Annotated in this window: 13 protein-coding genes, 1 tRNA gene and 1 pseudogene; 11 read left to right on the forward strand and 4 right to left on the reverse strand. The window is 70.6% G+C overall.

From position 1 onward, the window contains the following. Positions 1 to 132 precede the first annotated feature (132 nt). Together QQM67_RS16345 and QQM67_RS16350 are read right to left on the reverse strand one after the other, a co-directional pair. Positions 133 to 1,203 carry an HNH endonuclease gene (locus tag QQM67_RS16345; RefSeq protein WP_399066884.1) on the reverse strand — a complete coding sequence of 357 codons (1,071 nt, stop codon included), beginning with the start codon at positions 1,201 to 1,203 and terminating at the stop codon, positions 133 to 135. A gap of 222 nt (positions 1,204 to 1,425) precedes the next feature. Further along, the gene (locus QQM67_RS16350; protein WP_314174615.1) at positions 1,426 to 2,181 is read right to left on the reverse strand and encodes a hypothetical protein; all 756 of its coding nucleotides are present in this window, start codon (positions 2,179 to 2,181) and stop codon (positions 1,426 to 1,428) included. 330 nt (positions 2,182 to 2,511) lie between these two features. On the opposite strand from QQM67_RS16350, the gene QQM67_RS16355 reads away from it, so the two are divergent. Together QQM67_RS16355 and QQM67_RS16360 are read left to right on the forward strand one after the other, a co-directional pair. Continuing rightward, positions 2,512 to 3,150, forward strand: coding sequence for a YwqJ-related putative deaminase (locus tag QQM67_RS16355; RefSeq protein WP_314174616.1), 639 nt, complete (start codon positions 2,512 to 2,514; stop codon positions 3,148 to 3,150). After that, positions 3,147 to 3,641, forward strand: a pseudogene (locus QQM67_RS16360) (SUKH-3 domain-containing protein); the annotation flags it as partial. The gene QQM67_RS16355 and the pseudogene QQM67_RS16360, both read left to right, overlap by 4 nt. A gap of 374 nt (positions 3,642 to 4,015) precedes the next feature. Here QQM67_RS16360 and QQM67_RS16365 read toward each other — a convergent pair. Continuing rightward, positions 4,016 to 5,536: a histidine kinase gene (locus tag QQM67_RS16365; protein WP_314174617.1), complete on the reverse strand. Its 1,521-nt coding sequence runs from the start codon at positions 5,534 to 5,536 to the stop codon at positions 4,016 to 4,018. Positions 5,537 to 5,732: 196 nt separating this feature from the next. Between QQM67_RS16365 and QQM67_RS16370 the strand changes: the two genes are divergently transcribed. From QQM67_RS16370 to QQM67_RS16400, 7 genes are all read left to right on the forward strand, one after another. Continuing rightward, entirely contained in the window at positions 5,733 to 6,434 is a 702-nt protein-coding gene (locus QQM67_RS16370; protein WP_314174618.1) for a hypothetical protein, read from the forward strand. Next, positions 6,435 to 6,505, forward strand: a tRNA-Gln gene (locus QQM67_RS16375). It abuts the gene before it with no gap. Between the two features lie 125 nt (positions 6,506 to 6,630). Continuing rightward, positions 6,631 to 8,145: a bifunctional UDP-N-acetylglucosamine diphosphorylase/glucosamine-1-phosphate N-acetyltransferase GlmU gene (gene glmU / locus QQM67_RS16380; RefSeq protein WP_314174619.1), complete on the forward strand. Its 1,515-nt coding sequence runs from the start codon at positions 6,631 to 6,633 to the stop codon at positions 8,143 to 8,145. 96 nt (positions 8,146 to 8,241) lie between these two features. Beyond that, positions 8,242 to 9,219 (forward strand): ribose-phosphate diphosphokinase, encoded by a 978-nt coding sequence (locus tag QQM67_RS16385; protein ID WP_314174620.1) that lies wholly within the window; start codon positions 8,242 to 8,244, stop codon positions 9,217 to 9,219. Between the two features lie 319 nt (positions 9,220 to 9,538). Further along, the gene (locus QQM67_RS16390; protein ID WP_314174621.1) at positions 9,539 to 10,147 is read left to right on the forward strand and encodes a 50S ribosomal protein L25/general stress protein Ctc; all 609 of its coding nucleotides are present in this window, start codon (positions 9,539 to 9,541) and stop codon (positions 10,145 to 10,147) included. A gap of 257 nt (positions 10,148 to 10,404) precedes the next feature. After that, on the forward strand, positions 10,405 to 11,043 hold the full coding sequence (gene pth / locus QQM67_RS16395; RefSeq protein WP_314174622.1) for an aminoacyl-tRNA hydrolase: 639 nt from the start codon (positions 10,405 to 10,407) through the stop codon (positions 11,041 to 11,043). Positions 11,044 to 11,193: 150 nt separating this feature from the next. Next, the gene (locus tag QQM67_RS16400; protein WP_314174623.1) at positions 11,194 to 11,739 is read left to right on the forward strand and encodes a hypothetical protein; all 546 of its coding nucleotides are present in this window, start codon (positions 11,194 to 11,196) and stop codon (positions 11,737 to 11,739) included. Between the two features lie 136 nt (positions 11,740 to 11,875). Here the strand turns inward: QQM67_RS16400 and ppc are convergent, their stop codons facing one another. Further along, positions 11,876 to 14,671 (reverse strand): phosphoenolpyruvate carboxylase, encoded by a 2,796-nt coding sequence (gene ppc / locus QQM67_RS16405; RefSeq protein WP_399066893.1) that lies wholly within the window; start codon positions 14,669 to 14,671, stop codon positions 11,876 to 11,878. 269 nt (positions 14,672 to 14,940) lie between these two features. On the opposite strand from ppc, the gene QQM67_RS16410 reads away from it, so the two are divergent. Next, positions 14,941 to 15,951 carry an acyl-CoA desaturase gene (locus tag QQM67_RS16410; RefSeq protein ID WP_314174624.1) on the forward strand — a complete coding sequence of 337 codons (1,011 nt, stop codon included), beginning with the start codon at positions 14,941 to 14,943 and terminating at the stop codon, positions 15,949 to 15,951. After that, complete coding sequence (locus QQM67_RS16415; protein ID WP_241058758.1) at positions 15,948 to 16,646, forward strand: TetR/AcrR family transcriptional regulator; 699 nt, start codon at positions 15,948 to 15,950, stop codon at positions 16,644 to 16,646. The genes QQM67_RS16410 and QQM67_RS16415 overlap by 4 nt, the downstream gene beginning before the upstream one ends. The last annotated feature ends 3 nt before the right edge of the window (positions 16,647 to 16,649 follow it).

Genomic DNA, 16,649 nt, shown 5'->3' on the forward strand with positions numbered 1-16,649 from the left:
ACCCCTCAACCCTCAACGTCGCCCTCACACCCGGCCGTTCAGACCCGGACCGTTCTCGCCCGGACCGTTCTCGCCCGGACCGTTCTCGCCGGGACCGTTCGCACCCGGACCCTTCACACTCCGGCCGGCCCTTCACACCGGGACCGCGCGTGCGAAGCCGCCGTCGACCATCAGGTTCGCGACGGTCTCCAGCTCCGGCGGGTCGCCCGCGAGCCGCAGCAGGAACTCGTCGAAGTCGGCGCCGCACGGCCGCAGAAGCCGCTCCACCCGCGCCTGCACATCGAGCCCGTCCTGATCGCGCGCGTCGTCGAAGGCGCAGAACCACACCGAACCGGCGCCCTCGCCCTTCACCTTCACCGCGATCAGGCCGCCCTGCACGAAGCCCACCCCGAGGAAGTCCTTCGTGAAGTGGTCGCGCAGGCACTTGTTGATGTAGACGAGGTCGTTGACCGCCGCGTCCTCCCGCACCGTGAAGAACGGCTGGTCGACCAGCAGCCCCAACTCGGCGTCCAGCGCCACCCCGCGCGGCGCGCAGCCGCCCGCCGCCTTCAGGAACGCCCGGTAGGCGCAGGGAAGCCGGTACCCCAGCCGCTCCTCCACCTCCAGCACCTGCGACTCGGTCACCGCGACCGAGTGCGGCACCTCGAAGTGCACCGGCCGGGTCTCCTGCAACGGCCGCGTACCGCCCTTGGCGTGGTCGACGTTGGCCGTCGCCAGCCCGCCGTGGTGCCTCAGCAGCACCTTCACCTCGACGGGGATCAGCTCCATGCGGCGCGAGTACGGCGCGTGGTGCCACGTCCAGCCGTGCGGCGTCGCCACCGGCGGCAGATCCGCCCACAGTTCGTGCCCGGACGCGTGCAGCGCGGCGTTGGCCGACACGTAGTCCGTCAGGCGCAGTTCGTCGCCGCCGAAGCCCTCGGGCGGCTCCGCGATCTCGGCAGCCGCGCGCGCGTACGGGGAGAACTGCGGCAGGCCGTTCTCGTCGACCCGCACCCCGCCCGGGTGGCGGGCGGCCCGCACCGGATCGGGGAAGTTCACGACCTGCCCTGCGTAGGCCCGGTTCGGTGGCGCGGGCGTTCCAACGCCCGGCGGGCCCGGCGGAGATCCCGCCTGGGAGTACCCCCCGGAAAAGCCAGGGGGAGGAGTGTCGGGGCGCGCCCCCTCGAGCCGGCCTGTCGTCATCGCGGAAGCCCCCTGCTGCACATCTGGCTGACTGGGACAGCCTATGCGGTACGCCGACACCGCAGCACGCCCGCACGGTGCGGCCCGTCCGCCCGACATGCGGCGGAGCGGACGGCGCGGCGCGGCGCGGCGCGGCATGCGCCCCGGCGCTGCCCGGTTCCTCGCCGCCCGGCTCTGGGCTGCGTAGTTCGCGGCTGCGTAGTTCTTGGCCGGCCGGTTCTTGGCCGGCCGGTTCTTCGCCGCCTAGTTCTTGGCTGCCTCGGTCAGCTTCTCGTCCTGCTTCTCCACCAGCGACTTGGCCACGGCGTGCGGCTTGCCCGACAGCGAGACCGACATGAACGACGCCGTATTGCCGCCCGTACGGACGATGGTGAAGACCGTCGGAGAGTCCTTGCCCTTCGCGTCCTCCATCGTGAAACGCACCGAGTCGTCACCGACGCCCACGCCCGCGTCCGGCTTGATCCGCAGCCGCGTCTCCTGGCCCGTGCCGATCTGCCCGGTGAACGAACCGCAGCGCTTCAGCGCCTTCTTCAACTCCCCGAGCCACTGCTGCGCCTCGCCGTCCTCGTACGAGGAGAGCAGCACCTGCTGCACCGCGCCGCCCGTACTGAGTGAACCTTTCATCAGCACACCGCTCGTGTACGCCACGCGCTTGTGGTCCGGCTTGGAGTCCACGACGTCGGTGATCGGGGCGCACTCGGGATCGTGCGACTCCAGGGTGTTCTGCTCCGGGAGCGCGTCCTCGCTGTTGCGCTGCGCCCGATAGCCCTTCACATCACCGGACTTGAGCAGCGCCTTCTCCAACTGCTTCTGGTCCAGGGGCGGAACGCCGCCGCCCGCGGCGTCGTCACCGGAGTCGGAGCCGCCCGCGCCCTTGCCCCCGTCGCCCGCGGCGTCGCCGGAACCCTGCTCCTGGCCGTCCTTCTTGCCGTCGGCGCCGCCGCCGTCACCGCCGCCACTGCACGCCGCCGTCGACACCGCCAGCACCGGCACCACCACGGCCACACCCAGCGCACGCCGGACACGCGTACCGAGACGACTACCCCTGCGACCACACGTGCGACTGTGTCGGTCACCATCACTGCGACAACGAAGAGAGGTGCGGCCCATCACGGAACTCCTGCCTCGAAAAAACGATGTACGCCCGATGCTGGCCCCAACTATCCCCACCCACCACCCCCGATTCACCACCCCTCGGGAAACCATCACATCCCGATGACAAGGCCGGTGGCATGATCGACTCTCCCCCCACACTGCATACTTGGCCCGGCACACAGCACACACCGCGACACAAACGGCAGAAGGGGCCGTGCGGGGAGGAACCACCACATGAACACCGCGTCGCTGAATTCCCCTGCGTCCACACCGGCCGCACCGGTCGCACAGACCGGACCTGCCGCATCCGCCACGTCCGCGAGAGCCACCGCGTCCGCGCCCACCGCGCAGCGCACTCCCGACGACCCCCGCGTCGGCTGGACCATCGCGCCCGACGACACCACACCGCCGCTCCACGAACGCCGCGACGGCATCCTCCCGGCGGTCGCCGCCGCCCTCTCCGTACGAGGACGCACCCTCACCTCCACCGGCAACAAGGGAGACCAGCCCCCCGCACCGCACCCCCTTGTGCAGGACTTCCTCGACACCCTCACCACCGAGCACCGCGCCCGCCACACCGGCCGCTGCCCCGAGACCGTCCTGCTCTCCCGCTACCTCACCACCACCGAGACCGCACGCGCCGCCAAGCGCGGCGCCCGCCGCACCGGAAGCACCAAGCCCAAGCCCCTCACCCACAGCGAGGCCAAGCGTGCCCTGAAGAACGCCAGACTCACCGCCCGCCACATCCGCGAACACGGCGACCCGCTGCACGGGCACTACGCCCCGCCCTGCCGGGCGTGCGGAGCGCTCCTCGCCCACTTCGGCGTGCGCCCCGTCGACCCCGGAGCCGCCGGCGGAAAGGCGCACAGGTGAACCGGCCCCCGCACCAGCGCACCTCCACCACCCGCTTTCCCGTCGCCGTCGACGACGCGCTGCGCAACGCGGGCTGGCAGCCCGGACGATGGGACATGCGCCAGGCCGAGGAGTGGGCCGACGCCCTCCGCGGTCACATCTCCCCCGGCGGCCACCGGCACGCCGTCTTCCCCGCCGCCGTCGAAGTCTGGGCCGAATTCGGCAACCTGCCCATCGACCCCACCGGCCCCGGACGCACCATCGCCCCCAGCAGCGTGCGCGTCGACCCCCTGCACGCCCTGCACGCCGCCCGCACCCTCGCCGACCTCGGCCGGGCGCTGCGGACCGAGATCTGCCCGCTCGGCACCGACGGCGCCGACGCCGCCCTCCTCGCCATCGACACCGAGGCACGCGTCTACAGCCTCGACCACACCGGCGACTGGTACCTCGGCCGCGACTTCGACACCGCACTCTCCGCACTGCTCACCGGCGCCCGCCCCGAACGGCTCACCAGACCGCTCGACGCCGACAAGGGCACGGCCGCGGGCGGTGAGGGTCCGGACGGCTCGGATCACATCGGCCCGGGCGCGTACATGAGCGCGCGTACGGGCGCGGGTCCGGACATGGGTACGGGCGCGGGTCCGGACATGGGTACGGGCGCTGGTCCGGACACGGGTACGGGTGCGGGCGCCGCCTCCACGAGCGGCCCCGTCCACACCAGCCGGCCGCCCGGACCCCGCCGTCCACCCGACCCGGTCCGTACGACGGAGACCGCCTGACCCCGTCCGTACCGACGGAGACCGCCTGACAGACCGCGCGGGGCGGCACCCGGCGGCAACAGAGCCGACAGCGCCACGGCCCGCCACCGCGGGCAGGCGCCAGCCCCTCAAGACCCCGCGGACTCCGACCGCCGCGCCGGAATCACCGCCGACACCCGGAAGCCCCCCACAGCCGTAGGCCCGGACACGAAGCCGCCGCCGAGCGCCGTGACGCGCTCCTCCATCCCCACCAGCCCGTTGCCGCCGCTCGGCAGCCCAGCTGCCGCCGCACCGTCGCCGTCCACGGGGCGCTCGTTCTCCACCTGCACCGCGACCTCCCCCTCGCGGTGCGCGAGCCGCACCCTCGTACGGGCACCGGGCGCATGCTTGTGGACGTTCGTCAGGGCCTCCTGCACCACACGGAACGCCGTCTGCTCAACCCGCGCCCCGTAGCCGGGCGACGAACCGTCCACCGAGAAGTCGACGGACATCCCCGCCTCCCGCGACTGCCCCACCAGCACATCCAGTTCCGACAGCGACGGCCCCTCGGCCGCGCCACGGTCCTCCGCCGCACCGCCGGACAGGCCGGCCGCACCGGCCGCACCCGTCTTCGCCGCCGTACCCGCCGTACCCGCCGAACCGGCCGCAGCCGCCTGAGCGGAGCCGCCCGCCGGCGCCGCGGCACCGGCCGCCGGTTCCCGCGGCTCCCGCCCGGACTCCCGCCCGGACTCGCGCCCGCCCGCGTCGTCCTTCGCCGACCCCGCCGCGGCCACCGCGAACTCCGCCAGCCGCACCGACGCACCCCCGGAAACGGACTCCTCCGGCCCGCCCTCCGGGGAACGCAGCACCCCCAGCATCGTCCGCAGCTCGTTCAGCGCCTGCCGCCCCATGTCCCCCACGAGCGCGGCGTTCTTCGAAGCCTTCTCCGGATCCCGCAGAGCCACCGCCTGCAACGCGGCCGCGTGCACGACCATCAGGCTCACCCGGTGCGCCACCACGTCGTGCATCTCACGGGCGATCCGCGTCCGCTCCTCGCTGCGCGCCCACTCCGCACGCTCCTCCGCCCGGTCCGCCAGCAGCGCCAACTCACGCTCCAGACCGTCCGCCCGCTCCCGCAGCGACTCCACGAGACGCCGGCGCGCACCCACGTACAAGCCCATCAGCACCGGCGGCGCCGTCAGCCCGATCGCGACCACGACGGACATCAGCGGGATGAACCACGCCGGAGGGTTGAACCCGGCGTCCTGGCCGATGCTCTGATGCATCCGTATCACCGTGATGACCACGGCGGCGGCCGCCTGCATCCCCGTGAGCAGCACCGTGATCCGGCGCGGCACGTTCGCGGCGACCGCGAGGCTGTAGAGCCCGACGAAGCCGAGCAGATACCCCATCTCCGCGGGCGACAGCGCGATCGACACCAGCACCACCGCGATCGGCCACCGCCGCCGCAGCACCAGCGTCGACCCGGCGACCAGCCCGAGAGCGACCCCGGACGCGGCGGGCAGCCCCGCCTCGTCCGCGAACCCCACGCCCTGCACGGCGCACTCCACGGCGGATACCAGGCCGAGAATGATGTCCAGCACGGCGCTCCGCCGGCGCGTCCACCACCATGGCCCGCCGACGGTCCGCCTCTCCCCCGTCTCGGTCATACCGACCAGCGTACGACCGGGTGCCAAGCTCTTTTCCGGCTCGTACAGGAACCGAACACTCCGTCGCCGGAACCCAACATTCCGGCCACAGCAAGCACAGTCGTCACGCGCAAGGGCAACGCCCGTTCCCCACTCGAACTGGCGAATAGCACCTGATTCCGCCGCACTCGGCACGGAGTTGGCGAAAGCTGCCGACATGGTGCGACCGAAATCAGAACTCAAGGCCCGCGCGCGGGAGCTGCGGCACGCGGGAAAGACGTACGACGAGATCGTGGCGGAGCTGGGAGTGGCGAAGAGCTCGGTGTCCCTGTGGGTACGGGATCTGCCCACGCCCAGGCGTTCCGTCGAGCACGCTCGCAGGATGGCTCAGGCCAGGTGGGAGCCGTTCCGCCGCGAACGCGAGCTGACCCGCAGGCACACCACCGAGCACGCGCGCCGCGCGTTCGGCCGCCTGACCGAGCGGGACCTGTTCGTACTGGGCGTCGGCGTCTACTGGGCGGAGGGGACGAAGTGCAAGCCCCACCGGCCCAGCGAAGTCGTCACCTTCGTCAACAGCGATTCCGACATGATCCGCGTGTATCTCGCCTGGCTGGCCTTGCTGAAGGTCGCGCCTGACCGCTTGCGGTTCTCGGTGATGATCCACGAATCGGCTGACGTGAAGGCCGCGGAACGCTACTGGGCGGATCTTGCCGGAGCCGATCCGGGCGCGTTCGGGAAGACGACCCTCAAGCGGCACAACCCGAAGACGGTCCGTAAGAATGTAGGGGCCGGCTACCGAGGCTGCCTCGTGGTCCGGGTTCTGCAAGGCGCCGATCTATACCGTCGCATCGAGGGCTGGTGGTCGGGCATAGTATGTGGAGCCCGAGACCCCGAGAGGGGCAATTCGGGCATAGATTGATCCCGGGTCGACTAAGGGCAAGTCCTTGGATTTTGGATCCAATGATGGGGGTTCGAATCCTCCCCCGGGAGCTCAAGGTTCGAATCCTCGCCTCCCCGAGGTCAGAGCCCCCGCTGTGTCCGGAGCTCAAGCCCTCGGTAACCCACCGGTATCCTGCGGGTGTTCCCCCTGACCCCGTAGCCGAAGGGCACACCCCGTGAGCGCCAACCGCCCGGCAGCCGTCGTCGTACTCGCAGCGGGTGAGGGCACCCGTATGAAGTCGGCGACGGCCAAGGTTCTGCACGAGATCTGTGGCCGTTCCCTGCTCGGCCATGTCGTCGCCGCGTCCCGCAGCCTCTCCCCCGAGCATCTGGTCGTCGTGGTCGGCCATGCCCGCGAGCAGGTGACCGCGCACCTCTCGGAGGTGGACGCGGAGGTGCGTACGGCGGTCCAGCACGAGCAGAACGGCACCGGTCACGCGGTCCGCATGGCTCTGGAGGAGCTGTCGCGCAGCGGCGTGGCGCTCGACGGCACCGTGGTCGTCACCTGCGGCGACACCCCGCTGCTGACCGGGGAGACGCTGCGGGCGCTGGCCGGGACGCACGAGGCGGAGGGCAACGCGGTCACGGTGCTGACGGCCCAGGTGCCCGACTCGACGGGCTACGGCCGCATCGTGCGCGATCCGGACAGCGGCGCGGTGACGGCGATCGTCGAGCACAAGGACGCGACGCCGGCGCAGCGTGCCCTCACGGAGATCAACTCGGGTGTGTTCGCGTTCGACGCGCAGCTGCTGACGGACGCGCTCGGCAAGGTGCGTACGGACAACAGCCAGGGCGAGGAGTATCTGACGGACGTGCTCGGCATTCTGCGCAGCGCGGGGCACCGGGTGGGGGCTTCGGTGGCGGGGGACCACCAGGAGATCCTCGGGATCAACAACCGTGTGCAGCTCGCGGAGGCGCGGCGGCTGCTCAACGCGCGTCTGCTGGAGCGGGCGATGCTCGCGGGCGTGACGGTCGTCGATCCGGGGTCGACGTGGCTGGACGTGTCGGTGTCGTACGAGCAGGACGTGACGGTGCTTCCGGGCACGCAGTTGACGGGTTCGACGCATCTGGCAGAGGGCTGTGAGGTGGGACCGAATTCACAGCTGTCGGATACGGCCGTGGGCGCGGGCGCTTCGGTGAGCAACACGGTGGCCTCTGGTGCGGAGATCGGTCCGGGCGCGAAGGTGGGCCCGTTCACGTATTTGCGGCCTGGCACGAAGCTGGGTGTGAAGGTGAAGGCGGGGAGCTTCGTCGAGATCAAGAACGCGGAGATCGGCGAGGGTTCGAAGGTGCCGCATCTGTCGTACGTGGGTGACGCTTCGGTCGGTGAGCACTCCAACATCGGTGCTGCGTCTGTGTTTGTGAATTACGACGGTGAGAACAAGCACCGCACGTCTATCGGTTCACACTGCAAGACGGGTGCGGACAACATGTTCGTGGCGCCTGTCACCGTCGGGGACGGTGCCTATACGGCGGCGGGTTCGGTGATCACGAAGGATGTGCCGCCGGGTTCGCTGGCGGTGGCGCGTGGTCAACAGCGCAATATCGCGGGGTGGGTGGCGCGTAAGAGGCCGGGCAGTGCGTCGGCTCGGGCGGCGGAGGGCGCCGCCGGGGAGGCCGCCGAGGGAGCCGGCCCGGGCGCCGCCGGAGCGCGTGATGTGAAGGGCGCCGAGGGCCCGCTGGGTGGTTGACGAGCGGGGACGCCTCCTGCCGGGTGCGCGTGGCCGTGGGCCGGGGCGTACGGTTAAGAGGCACGCACGCCCCGCGGAACTCAAGGAGACGGTGCAGTGACCGGGATCAAGACGACCGGCGAGAAGAAGTTGATGCTCTTCTCCGGCCGCGCCCACCCCGAGCTTGCGGAGGAGGTCGCGGATCAGCTGGGTATCGGTGTTGTCCCGACCAAGACTTTCGACTTCGCGAACGGCGAGATCTACGTCCGTTTCCGGGAGTCGGCGCGTGGTGCCGACTGCTTTCTGATGCAGAGCCACACGGCTCCGATCAATAAGTCGATCATGGAGCAGCTGATCATGATCGATGCTTTGAAGCGTGCTTCGGCTCGCAGCATCACGGTGATCGTGCCGTTCTACGGCTATGCGCGTCAGGACAAGAAGCACCGTGGGCGTGAGCCCATTTCGGCGCGGCTGATGGCGGATCTGCTTCAGACGGCGGGTGCGGACCGGATTCTCACGGTGGATCTGCACACGGATCAGATTCAGGGGTTCTTCGACGGTCCGGTGGATCATCTTTTCGCGTTGCCGGTTCTCGCGGACTATGTGGGCGAGCAGGTGGACCGGAACAAGCTGACGGTGGTCTCGCCGGACGCGGGCCGCGTCCGGGTGGCGGACCGGTGGGCGGACCGGCTGGGTGCGCCGCTGGCGATCGTGCACAAGCGCCGCGATCCGGAGGTGGCGAACCAGGTGACGGTGCACGAGGTGGTCGGCGACGTCGAGGGCCGCGTGTGCGTCCTGGTGGACGACATGATCGATACGGGCGGCACGATCTGTGCGGCCGCGGACGCGCTGTTCGCGAACGGTGCGGAGGACGTCATCGTGACGGCGACGCACGGTGTGCTGTCGGGCCCGGCGGCGGACCGGTTGAAGAACTCGAAGGTGAGTGAGTTCGTCTTCACCAATACGCTGCCGACGCCGGGCGAGCAGGATCTGGACAAGATCACGGTGCTGTCGATGGCGCCGACGATCGCCCGTGCGGTGCGCGAGGTGTTCGAGGACGGTTCGGTGACGAGCCTCTTCGACGAGCAGGCCTGAGGGCGCGGGCGGCTCCTGAGATCCGGGGCCGCGCTCGGGGAGTTGGGGCGGTTTTGTGAGCCCGAGGGGCTTCCGTCCCTGGGTGATCGATTTCCGCACGGCCTTTCTCGCCGCGTACACTCCCGGTGTCGCTCGGCGAGGGAGGCCGTGTTCGTGCGCTGGTCGCACGGTCCGGCTCATCCGTTATCGACGCGCGCTCTTCGCCAGGGTCCCCGCGGAGTTTCCGTCCGCGGTCGGCTCTGCGGCGTGGCCGGTCTGTCGTGGACGGACCGAGTGACACCCCAGATGCGGGATCCGTTTCGAGTGCGAGGAGCGCAGCATGGCTGACGTCAATCTTTCCGCGAGCATCCGTTCCGAGTTCGGCAAGGGCGCTGCCCGTCGTCTGCGCCGCGAGGAGAAGATCCCCGCGGTGATCTACGGCCACGGTGAGGACCCGGTCCACGTGGCGCTGCCCAGCTACGACATGATGATGGCGCTGAAGACGCCGAACGTCCTGATCCACCTGGACGTCGAGGGCAAGAAGCAGCTGGTCATTCCGAAGGCCGTGCAGCGTGAGGCGATCCGCGGCTTCCTGGTCCACGCGGACCTGCTGGTCGTGCGCCGCGGCGAGAAGGTCAACGTGGACATCCCGATCCACGTCGAGGGCGAGCTGGCTCCCGGGCAGAACCTGCTGGAGCACGTGCTGAACGCGCTGCCGGTCGAGGCCGAGGCCACGCACATTCCGGAGTCGGTCACGGTCTCCGTCGAGGGCCTGGACGCGGGTGACTCGGTCACCGCGGGCCAGATCGAGCTGCCGAAGGGCACGACGCTGACCGTCGAGGAGGACGACGTCGTGATCCAGGTGCTGGCCGCCCAGGCCGAGGAGCCCTCCGCCGAGGAGGCCGCCGAGGCCGAGGAGGAGGCCCCGAGCGAGGTCGCCCCTGAGTGATCCGGTTCTTCCGGGTCGGCTCTCCGGCTGCCGCCGCGTTCCCTGGCTGCTCGGGCCGGGTGAGCGCGGCGGCGGTCGTTGCACTGCCGCCGCGGCGCGGCCCAGCGCCGTACTCCCGGCTCCCGGCTCCCAGTTCCCGACCGGGTACTCCCGCCTCGTAATCCACTTCCAACTTCCAACTTCCAACTCCCGACTCCCGACTCCCCGACCCCTGACGACGGCTACCGCCGTACACCGATTCCTGAAGGACCCCTGTGATGACGACTGTTGCCGGTACGGGTGGCGCTGGCGGTACGGGCGCGGGCGGCGGCCCGTCGGGGCCCTGGCTGGTCGTGGGGCTGGGCAATCCGGGCCCGGGCTATGCGGGCAACCGGCACAACATCGGCTTCATGGTCACGGATCTGCTGGCCGACCGCATGGGCGGGAAGTTCAAGGCGCACAAGTCGCGTTCCCGGGTGCTGGAGGGCCGGTTCGGGGCGCCGGGGTCGGCGTCGGGCTGCCGGGCGGTGCTCGCCCAGCCGATGACGTACATGAATCTCTCCGGCGGTCCGGTGACGGCGCTGCGGGACTTCTACAAGGTGCCGGTGGACCGGATCGTGGTGGTGCACGACGAGCTGGACATCGGCTTCGGCGTGCTGCGTCTGAAGAAGGGCGGCGGCGACAACGGCCACAACGGGCTGAAGTCGCTGACGAAGTCGCTGGGTCCGGGGTATTTCCGGGTGCGGTTCGGTGTGGGGCGGCCGCCGGGCCGTATGCCGGTGGCGGACTACGTGCTGAAGGACTTCTCCGCGGCGGAGCGCAAGGAGCTGGACTACTTCGCGGACCGGGCAGCGGACGCGGTGGAGTCGCTGGTGCTGGACGGTCTGGAGCGGGCGCAGAGCACGTACAACTCGTAAGGCCCGCGCGGGGGTTCCGCCCCTGATTCCGCGTGCAGGGCCCGGATGTGGAGTAGTGCTTCCGGGGAGGAGCCGGGCGCATCCGCCTTTTACCGTCCAAGCAGGATGCGGAGGTTGACCCTCCGGGCGGTTTGCCCAAGGATCTCGGCCATGTCCTCCTCGACGAGCACCGGCACGACGAGCACAGTCAACATCAGACGCGCCAAGCGCAGCCGTACTCGCCGGGCCGGGGAGAGCATGTTCGGGATGCTGCTGCTGGCGCGCAACATCGTTCTGACTCTGGTCGCGCTGCTGCTGCTCGTCGCCGGCGGGTGGACGTCGTGGCAGACGGCGGGGCCCGCGCTGACCGGTGAGGTGCGGGGGACGATGCGGGTCGCGAAGTGCACCGAGGAACGGTGCGCCGGAACGTTCATCCCCACCACGGGCGGCAGTTCGCAGGTGCGGAAGGTGACGGTCGCGGAGCCCGTCTCGGGCACGGTCGGCGAGCGGCTCCAGGTGGCGTTGCGTCCCGGTACGAAGGAGGTCGTACGGACGGGGCCCTCGGGTGCGCTCTACGGTGCGGTGCCGTTCGGGGGTTCGCTGATCCTCGCGGCGGTGGTCGTCCTCGGCGGGATGCGGATGAAGCGGACGGCGGTGACGCTGGGGCTGCTGGGTGTGGCGCTGGTGGGTGCTTCCTGGGCGCTGCTGACGTTCTGAGCCGGGCCCGGGTACGGCTCGCGCCGGAAACGAAGACGCACAAGGCGGCAGACGCCGACGGCGCCGCGGCGAAGTGTCCGCCGCGGCGCCGCAGTTCGCGGCCTCCAGGCGTCCCGGAGGCCGGAGGCCCGTCCCGTCAGCCGGTGTTGCGCAGCCCGGCCGCGACGCCGTTGACGGTCAGCAGCAGCGCACGGCTGAGCATCTGGTCGGGTTCCTCTCCGCGTTCGGCGGCGGCGCGCTGCCGGTGCAGCAGCGTCACCTGGAGGTAGGAGAGCGGGTCGAGGTAGGCGTCGCGGATGGCGAAGGTCTGCTTCAACACGGGGCTGGCGTCGAGCAGTTCGCGTTCTCCGGTGATGCTCAGCACTTCCCGTACGGTCAGGTCGTGTTCGGCGCGGATGGCCTCGAAGACGTGCTTGAGGCCGTCCGGCACGAGGGTGTCGACGTAGTGCTGAGCGATGCGCAGATCGGTCTTGGCGAGCGTCATCTCGACGTTGGCGAGGAAGTTCCGGAAGAAGTGCCAGTGCTCGTGGGCCTCTTCGAGTACGCCGCCGAGCCCGGCCTCGCGGGCGGCCTTCAGCCCGGTGCCGACGCCGTACCAGCCGGGCACGATCTGCCGGGACTGCGTCCAGCCGAACACCCAGGGGATGGCGCGCAGTCCGTCGAGGCCGGCGCCGCTGTCGGGACGCCGTGAGGGCCGGGAGCCCAGGTGGAGTTCGGCGAGCTGGTCGACGGGCGTCGAGGCGAAGAAGTACGCGGGCAGGTCGGGGTCTTCGACGAGGCGACGGTACGCGCCGTGTGCCGCGTCGGAGACGGTGTCCATGGCGGCGTCCCAGCGGGCGAGCGCCTCGTCGGACTGGCGGGGCGCGGTGTGCAGCGCGGACGCCTGGAGCGTGGCGGCGACGGTCAGCTCCAGGTTCTCCCGCGCCAGCGACGGCACGAGGTACTTGTCGGAGATGACTTCGCCCTGCTCTGTGACCTTGATCTCACCCTCCAAAGTGCCCCAGGGCTGGGCGAGGATCGCGTCGTGCGTGGGGCCGCCGCCGCGGCCGACGGTGCCGCCGCGGCCGTGGAAGAGGCGCAGCCGCACGCCGTGCCGGTGCGCGACGTCGCGCAGCCGCCGCTGTGCGCGGTGGATCTCCCACTGGGAGGTCGTGATGCCGCCGAACTTGGAGGAGTCGGAGTAGCCGAGCATGACCTCCTGGAGGTCGCCGCGGAGCGAGACGAGCTTGCGGTAGGAGGGGTCGGAGAGCATCGCGTCGAGGAGTTCGTCGGCGATCTTCAGCTCGTCCGTGGTCTCCAGCAGCGGGACGATGCCGATGTCGGCCCAGCCGGCGTGCAGATCGATCAGCCCGGCCTCGCGGGCGAGCACGGCCGCTGCGAACACGTCGTCCGCGCCCTGGCACATGGAGATGATGTACGACTCGATGACCTCCGGCCCGAACGTCTCCAGCGCCTTGCGGACGGTGGTGAAGACGCCGAGGGTCTTCGCGCCCGCCGCGTCCAGGGGCGCCGGCGAGGGCGAGAGGGGTCGCCGGGAGCGCAACTCCTTGGCCAGCAGCCGCTGCCGGTAGTCGCGGGGCATGTCGATGTAGCGCCAGGACTCCTCGCCGAGGCGGTCGAAGAGCTGGCCGAGGGCGTGGTGGTGGGCGTCGGCGTGCTCCCGTACGTCCATGGTGGCCAGCTGGAGGCCGAAGGCGGCCAGCGTGCGCAGCACGCGCTCCAGGCGTCCGTCGGCGACGAGTTCGCCGCGGTGTGCGCGCAGCGACGTCTGCAACAGCATCAGGTCGTCGACGAGTTGGGCCGTACCCAGGTAGTCGCGTCCGGGGGCGTGGTCCGAGCCGGAGGCGAGCCGGTCGCGCGTGTTGAGGAGCTTCTGCCGGATGCAGGTGGCCTTGAGGCGGTACGGCTCCTCGGCGTTGAGGCGCTTGTAGCGGGGGCTGATCTCGGGCAGCCGCTCCAGGTCGCGGCTCAGGGAGTCGAGGAGTTCGGTGGTGGCGCCGCTGTTGCGGATGGAGTTGGACAGGGCGCCGCGCAGCTCGTCGACGTGTTCGAGGGCGTCGGCGATGCCGTGCTCGTGCTGGAGCAGCAGCACCTCCCAGGTCACGTCGGGCGTGACGTTGGGGTTGCCGTCGCGGTCGCCGCCGATCCAGGTGCCGAACGTGAGGGGCCGGCTGCCGGTGGGCAGGGGCGCGCCGGCGCGGTCGAGCTCGGCGGCGAGGTCCTCCAGCACGTCGCCGACGGCGCCGCGGTGCAGCTCGTCCAGGTAGTAGACGGCGTTGCGGGCCTCGTCGGCGGGCTCGGGGCGTGCGACGCGCAGCTCGTCGGTCTGCCAGACGAGGTCGACGTTCTCGGCGAGGCGCAGGTCGGTGCGGCGCCTGTCCTCGGCATCGGTGTGCTCCAGCAGTTCGGCGATCTTGCGGAGCTTGGTGAGGACGGAGCGCCGGGCGGCCTCGGTGGGGTGCGCCGTGAACACGGGCCGCACGCCGAGGTTCCGTACGGTCTCGGCCAGATGGGCGGGGTCGGCGTCCTTGAGCATGTCGGCGGTGCGGGAGAGGTTGCCGCCCTCGGCGGAGCGGCGGGCGCGCAGCTCGCGGCCGCGGTGCACCTGCTCGGTGACGTTGGCCAGGTGGAAGTACGTCGAGAAGGCCCGCACGAGCTTGGTGGCGGTCTCCAGGTCGGTCCTGCCCAGCAGCGCGGCCGCGGCCTCACCGTCGCTGCGGGTCAGGGCCCGTACGCGTTCGACGAGGTCGAGCAACTCGGCGCCTTCCTGCCGTACGAGGGTCTCGCCGAGCAGGTCGCCGAGGCGCCGGATGTCGGCGCGCAGGGCGCTGGTCGATTCGGTTTCGGCGGCGTCGGTCCCGTCGCCGGCCTCGGACCCGTTTCCGCCCGGGTGCTGGCGGGTCTCGGCACGGCTCACATCGGCACTGCTCACAGGTGCGGCTCCTTGCGGCGGCATTTGCTTCGGGCAGGTCACGGACCGCGCTGTCCGACGGTTCCCAGGATATGCGCGGGCGGCTTCCCGACCGGCGTGCCGTCCGATGGGTGAGCATGGCCCCGCCTCCCTCACGCCCCCCTTGATACGCCGGTGAGGGCTGCCATACTTACGACGCCGTAGGTTACGGTTCCGTAGGACTTGCGTGGGCACGAGAAGCGAAAAGTGCACGACGCCGAAGCCCCTTACCGCTCTGACAAGGGACATCTATGACCACCAGCCCCCCGGACGTACTCGACAGCTCCCCCGACGCCCAGAAGAAAACCGCTTCCGACGCCTCAGGCTCCCCCGTCGCCGAGTCCGCGACGCTGGGCGGCGAGAAGCGCCGCTCGGTCGAGCAGATCGCGCTGCTCGGCTTCATCGTGGTCCCCTTCCTGGCGCTGCTCGCGGCGGTGCCGCTGATGTGGGGCTGGGGGGTGAGCTGGCTCGACCTGGGTCTGCTCACGGCGATGTACTTCATCGGCTGCCACGGCATCACGATCGGCTTCCACCGGTACTTCACGCACGGCTCGTTCAAGGCGAAGCGGCCGCTGCGCATCGCGCTGGCGATCCTGGGCTCCCTGGCCGTCGAGGGTCCGGTGGTGCGCTGGGTCGCCGACCACCGCAAGCACCACAAGTTCTCCGACGCCGAGGGCGACCCGCATTCGCCGTGGCGCTACGGCGAGACCGTCCCCGCCCTGATGAAGGGCCTGTGGTGGGCGCACGTCGGCTGGATGTTCGACGAGGAGCAGACGCCGCAGCACAAGTACGCACCCGACCTGATCAAGGACCCGGCGGTCCGTGCCGTCTCGCGCCAGTTCGTGCTGTGGACGACGGTCTCGCTGCTGCTGCCCGCCGCGATCGGCGGTCTGGCGACGATGTCCTGGCAGGGCGCGCTGACGGCGTTCTTCTGGGGCTCTCTCGTACGGGTCGCGCTGCTGCACCACGTCACCTGGTCCATCAACTCCATCTGCCACGCGGTGGGCAAGCGGCCCTTCAAGTCCCGCGACAAGTCGGGCAACGTGTGGTGGCTCGCGGTCCTCTCGTGCGGTGAGTCGTGGCACAACCTGCACCACGCCGACCCGACGAGCGCGCGGCACGGTGTGGAGAAGGGCCAGCTCGACTCCAGTGCCCGCATCATCCGCTGGCTGGAGCTGACGGGGTGGGCGTACGACGTGCGCTGGCCGGCCCGTTCGCGTATCGACTCCCGCCGCAAGGAGGCGTCCCGCCAAGCGGCATGATGGAGTCTGTGCCGACCGATGACAGCACCGCCAAACCCGCAAGAGGGGCGGCCAGGGCCGCCAAGAAGGAGAAGCGCGCAGCGCGTCGCCGGATGAGCGGCAAGGAGCGCCGCGAGCAGCTGCTCGACATCGGACGTGCCCTCTTCGCCGAACGCGGCTTCGAGGGCACGTCCGTCGAGGAGATCGCGGCGAAGGCGGGCGTCTCCAAACCGGTGGTGTACGAGCACTTCGGCGGCAAGGAAGGTCTCTACGCGGTCGTCATCGACCGGGAGATGCGGCAGCTCCTGGACATGGTGACGGGTGCCCTCACGGGCGGGCACCCGCGGGAGCTGCTGGAGCAGGCGGCGTTCGCGCTGCTGGACTACATCGACGTCTACACCGACGGGTTCCGCATCCTCGTCCGCGATTCGCCGGTCGCGCAGTCGACGGGCAACTTCGCGTCGCTGATCAGCGACATCGCCACGCAGGTCGAGGACATCCTCGGCCGCGAGTTCAAGTCCCGCGGCTTCGACCCGAAGCTCTCCCCCCTGTACGCGCAGGCGCTGGTCGGCATGGTGGCCCTGACCGGGCAGTGGTGGCTGAACGTCCGCAAGCCGAAGAAGGCCGAAGTCGCCGCGCATCTCGTCAACTTGGCGTGGCACGGCCTGGACGGGCTGGAGGCCAGGCCGCGTCTCATAGGTCACCGCCGCAGCTGAGAC

Source organism: Streptomyces winkii, from assembly GCF_032248595.1.
Taxonomy (GTDB): Bacteria; Actinomycetota; Actinomycetes; order Streptomycetales; family Streptomycetaceae; genus Streptomyces; species Streptomyces winkii.

Coding starts and splice junctions, on each gene's coding strand:
- QQM67_RS16370 (WP_314174618.1), top strand. CDS start 5,733: ATGGTGCGACCGAAATCAGAACTCAAGGCCCGCGCGCGGGAGCTGCGG.
- QQM67_RS16355 (WP_314174616.1), top strand. CDS start 2,512: ATGAACACCGCGTCGCTGAATTCCCCTGCGTCCACACCGGCCGCACCG.
- QQM67_RS16365 (WP_314174617.1), bottom strand. CDS start 5,536: ATGACCGAGACGGGGGAGAGGCGGACCGTCGGCGGGCCATGGTGGTGG.
- QQM67_RS16390 (WP_314174621.1), top strand. CDS start 9,539: ATGGCTGACGTCAATCTTTCCGCGAGCATCCGTTCCGAGTTCGGCAAG.
- QQM67_RS16415 (WP_241058758.1), top strand. CDS start 15,948: ATGATGGAGTCTGTGCCGACCGATGACAGCACCGCCAAACCCGCAAGA.
- pth (WP_314174622.1), top strand. CDS start 10,405: ATGACGACTGTTGCCGGTACGGGTGGCGCTGGCGGTACGGGCGCGGGC.
- QQM67_RS16400 (WP_314174623.1), top strand. CDS start 11,194: ATGTCCTCCTCGACGAGCACCGGCACGACGAGCACAGTCAACATCAGA.
- QQM67_RS16410 (WP_314174624.1), top strand. CDS start 14,941: ATGACCACCAGCCCCCCGGACGTACTCGACAGCTCCCCCGACGCCCAG.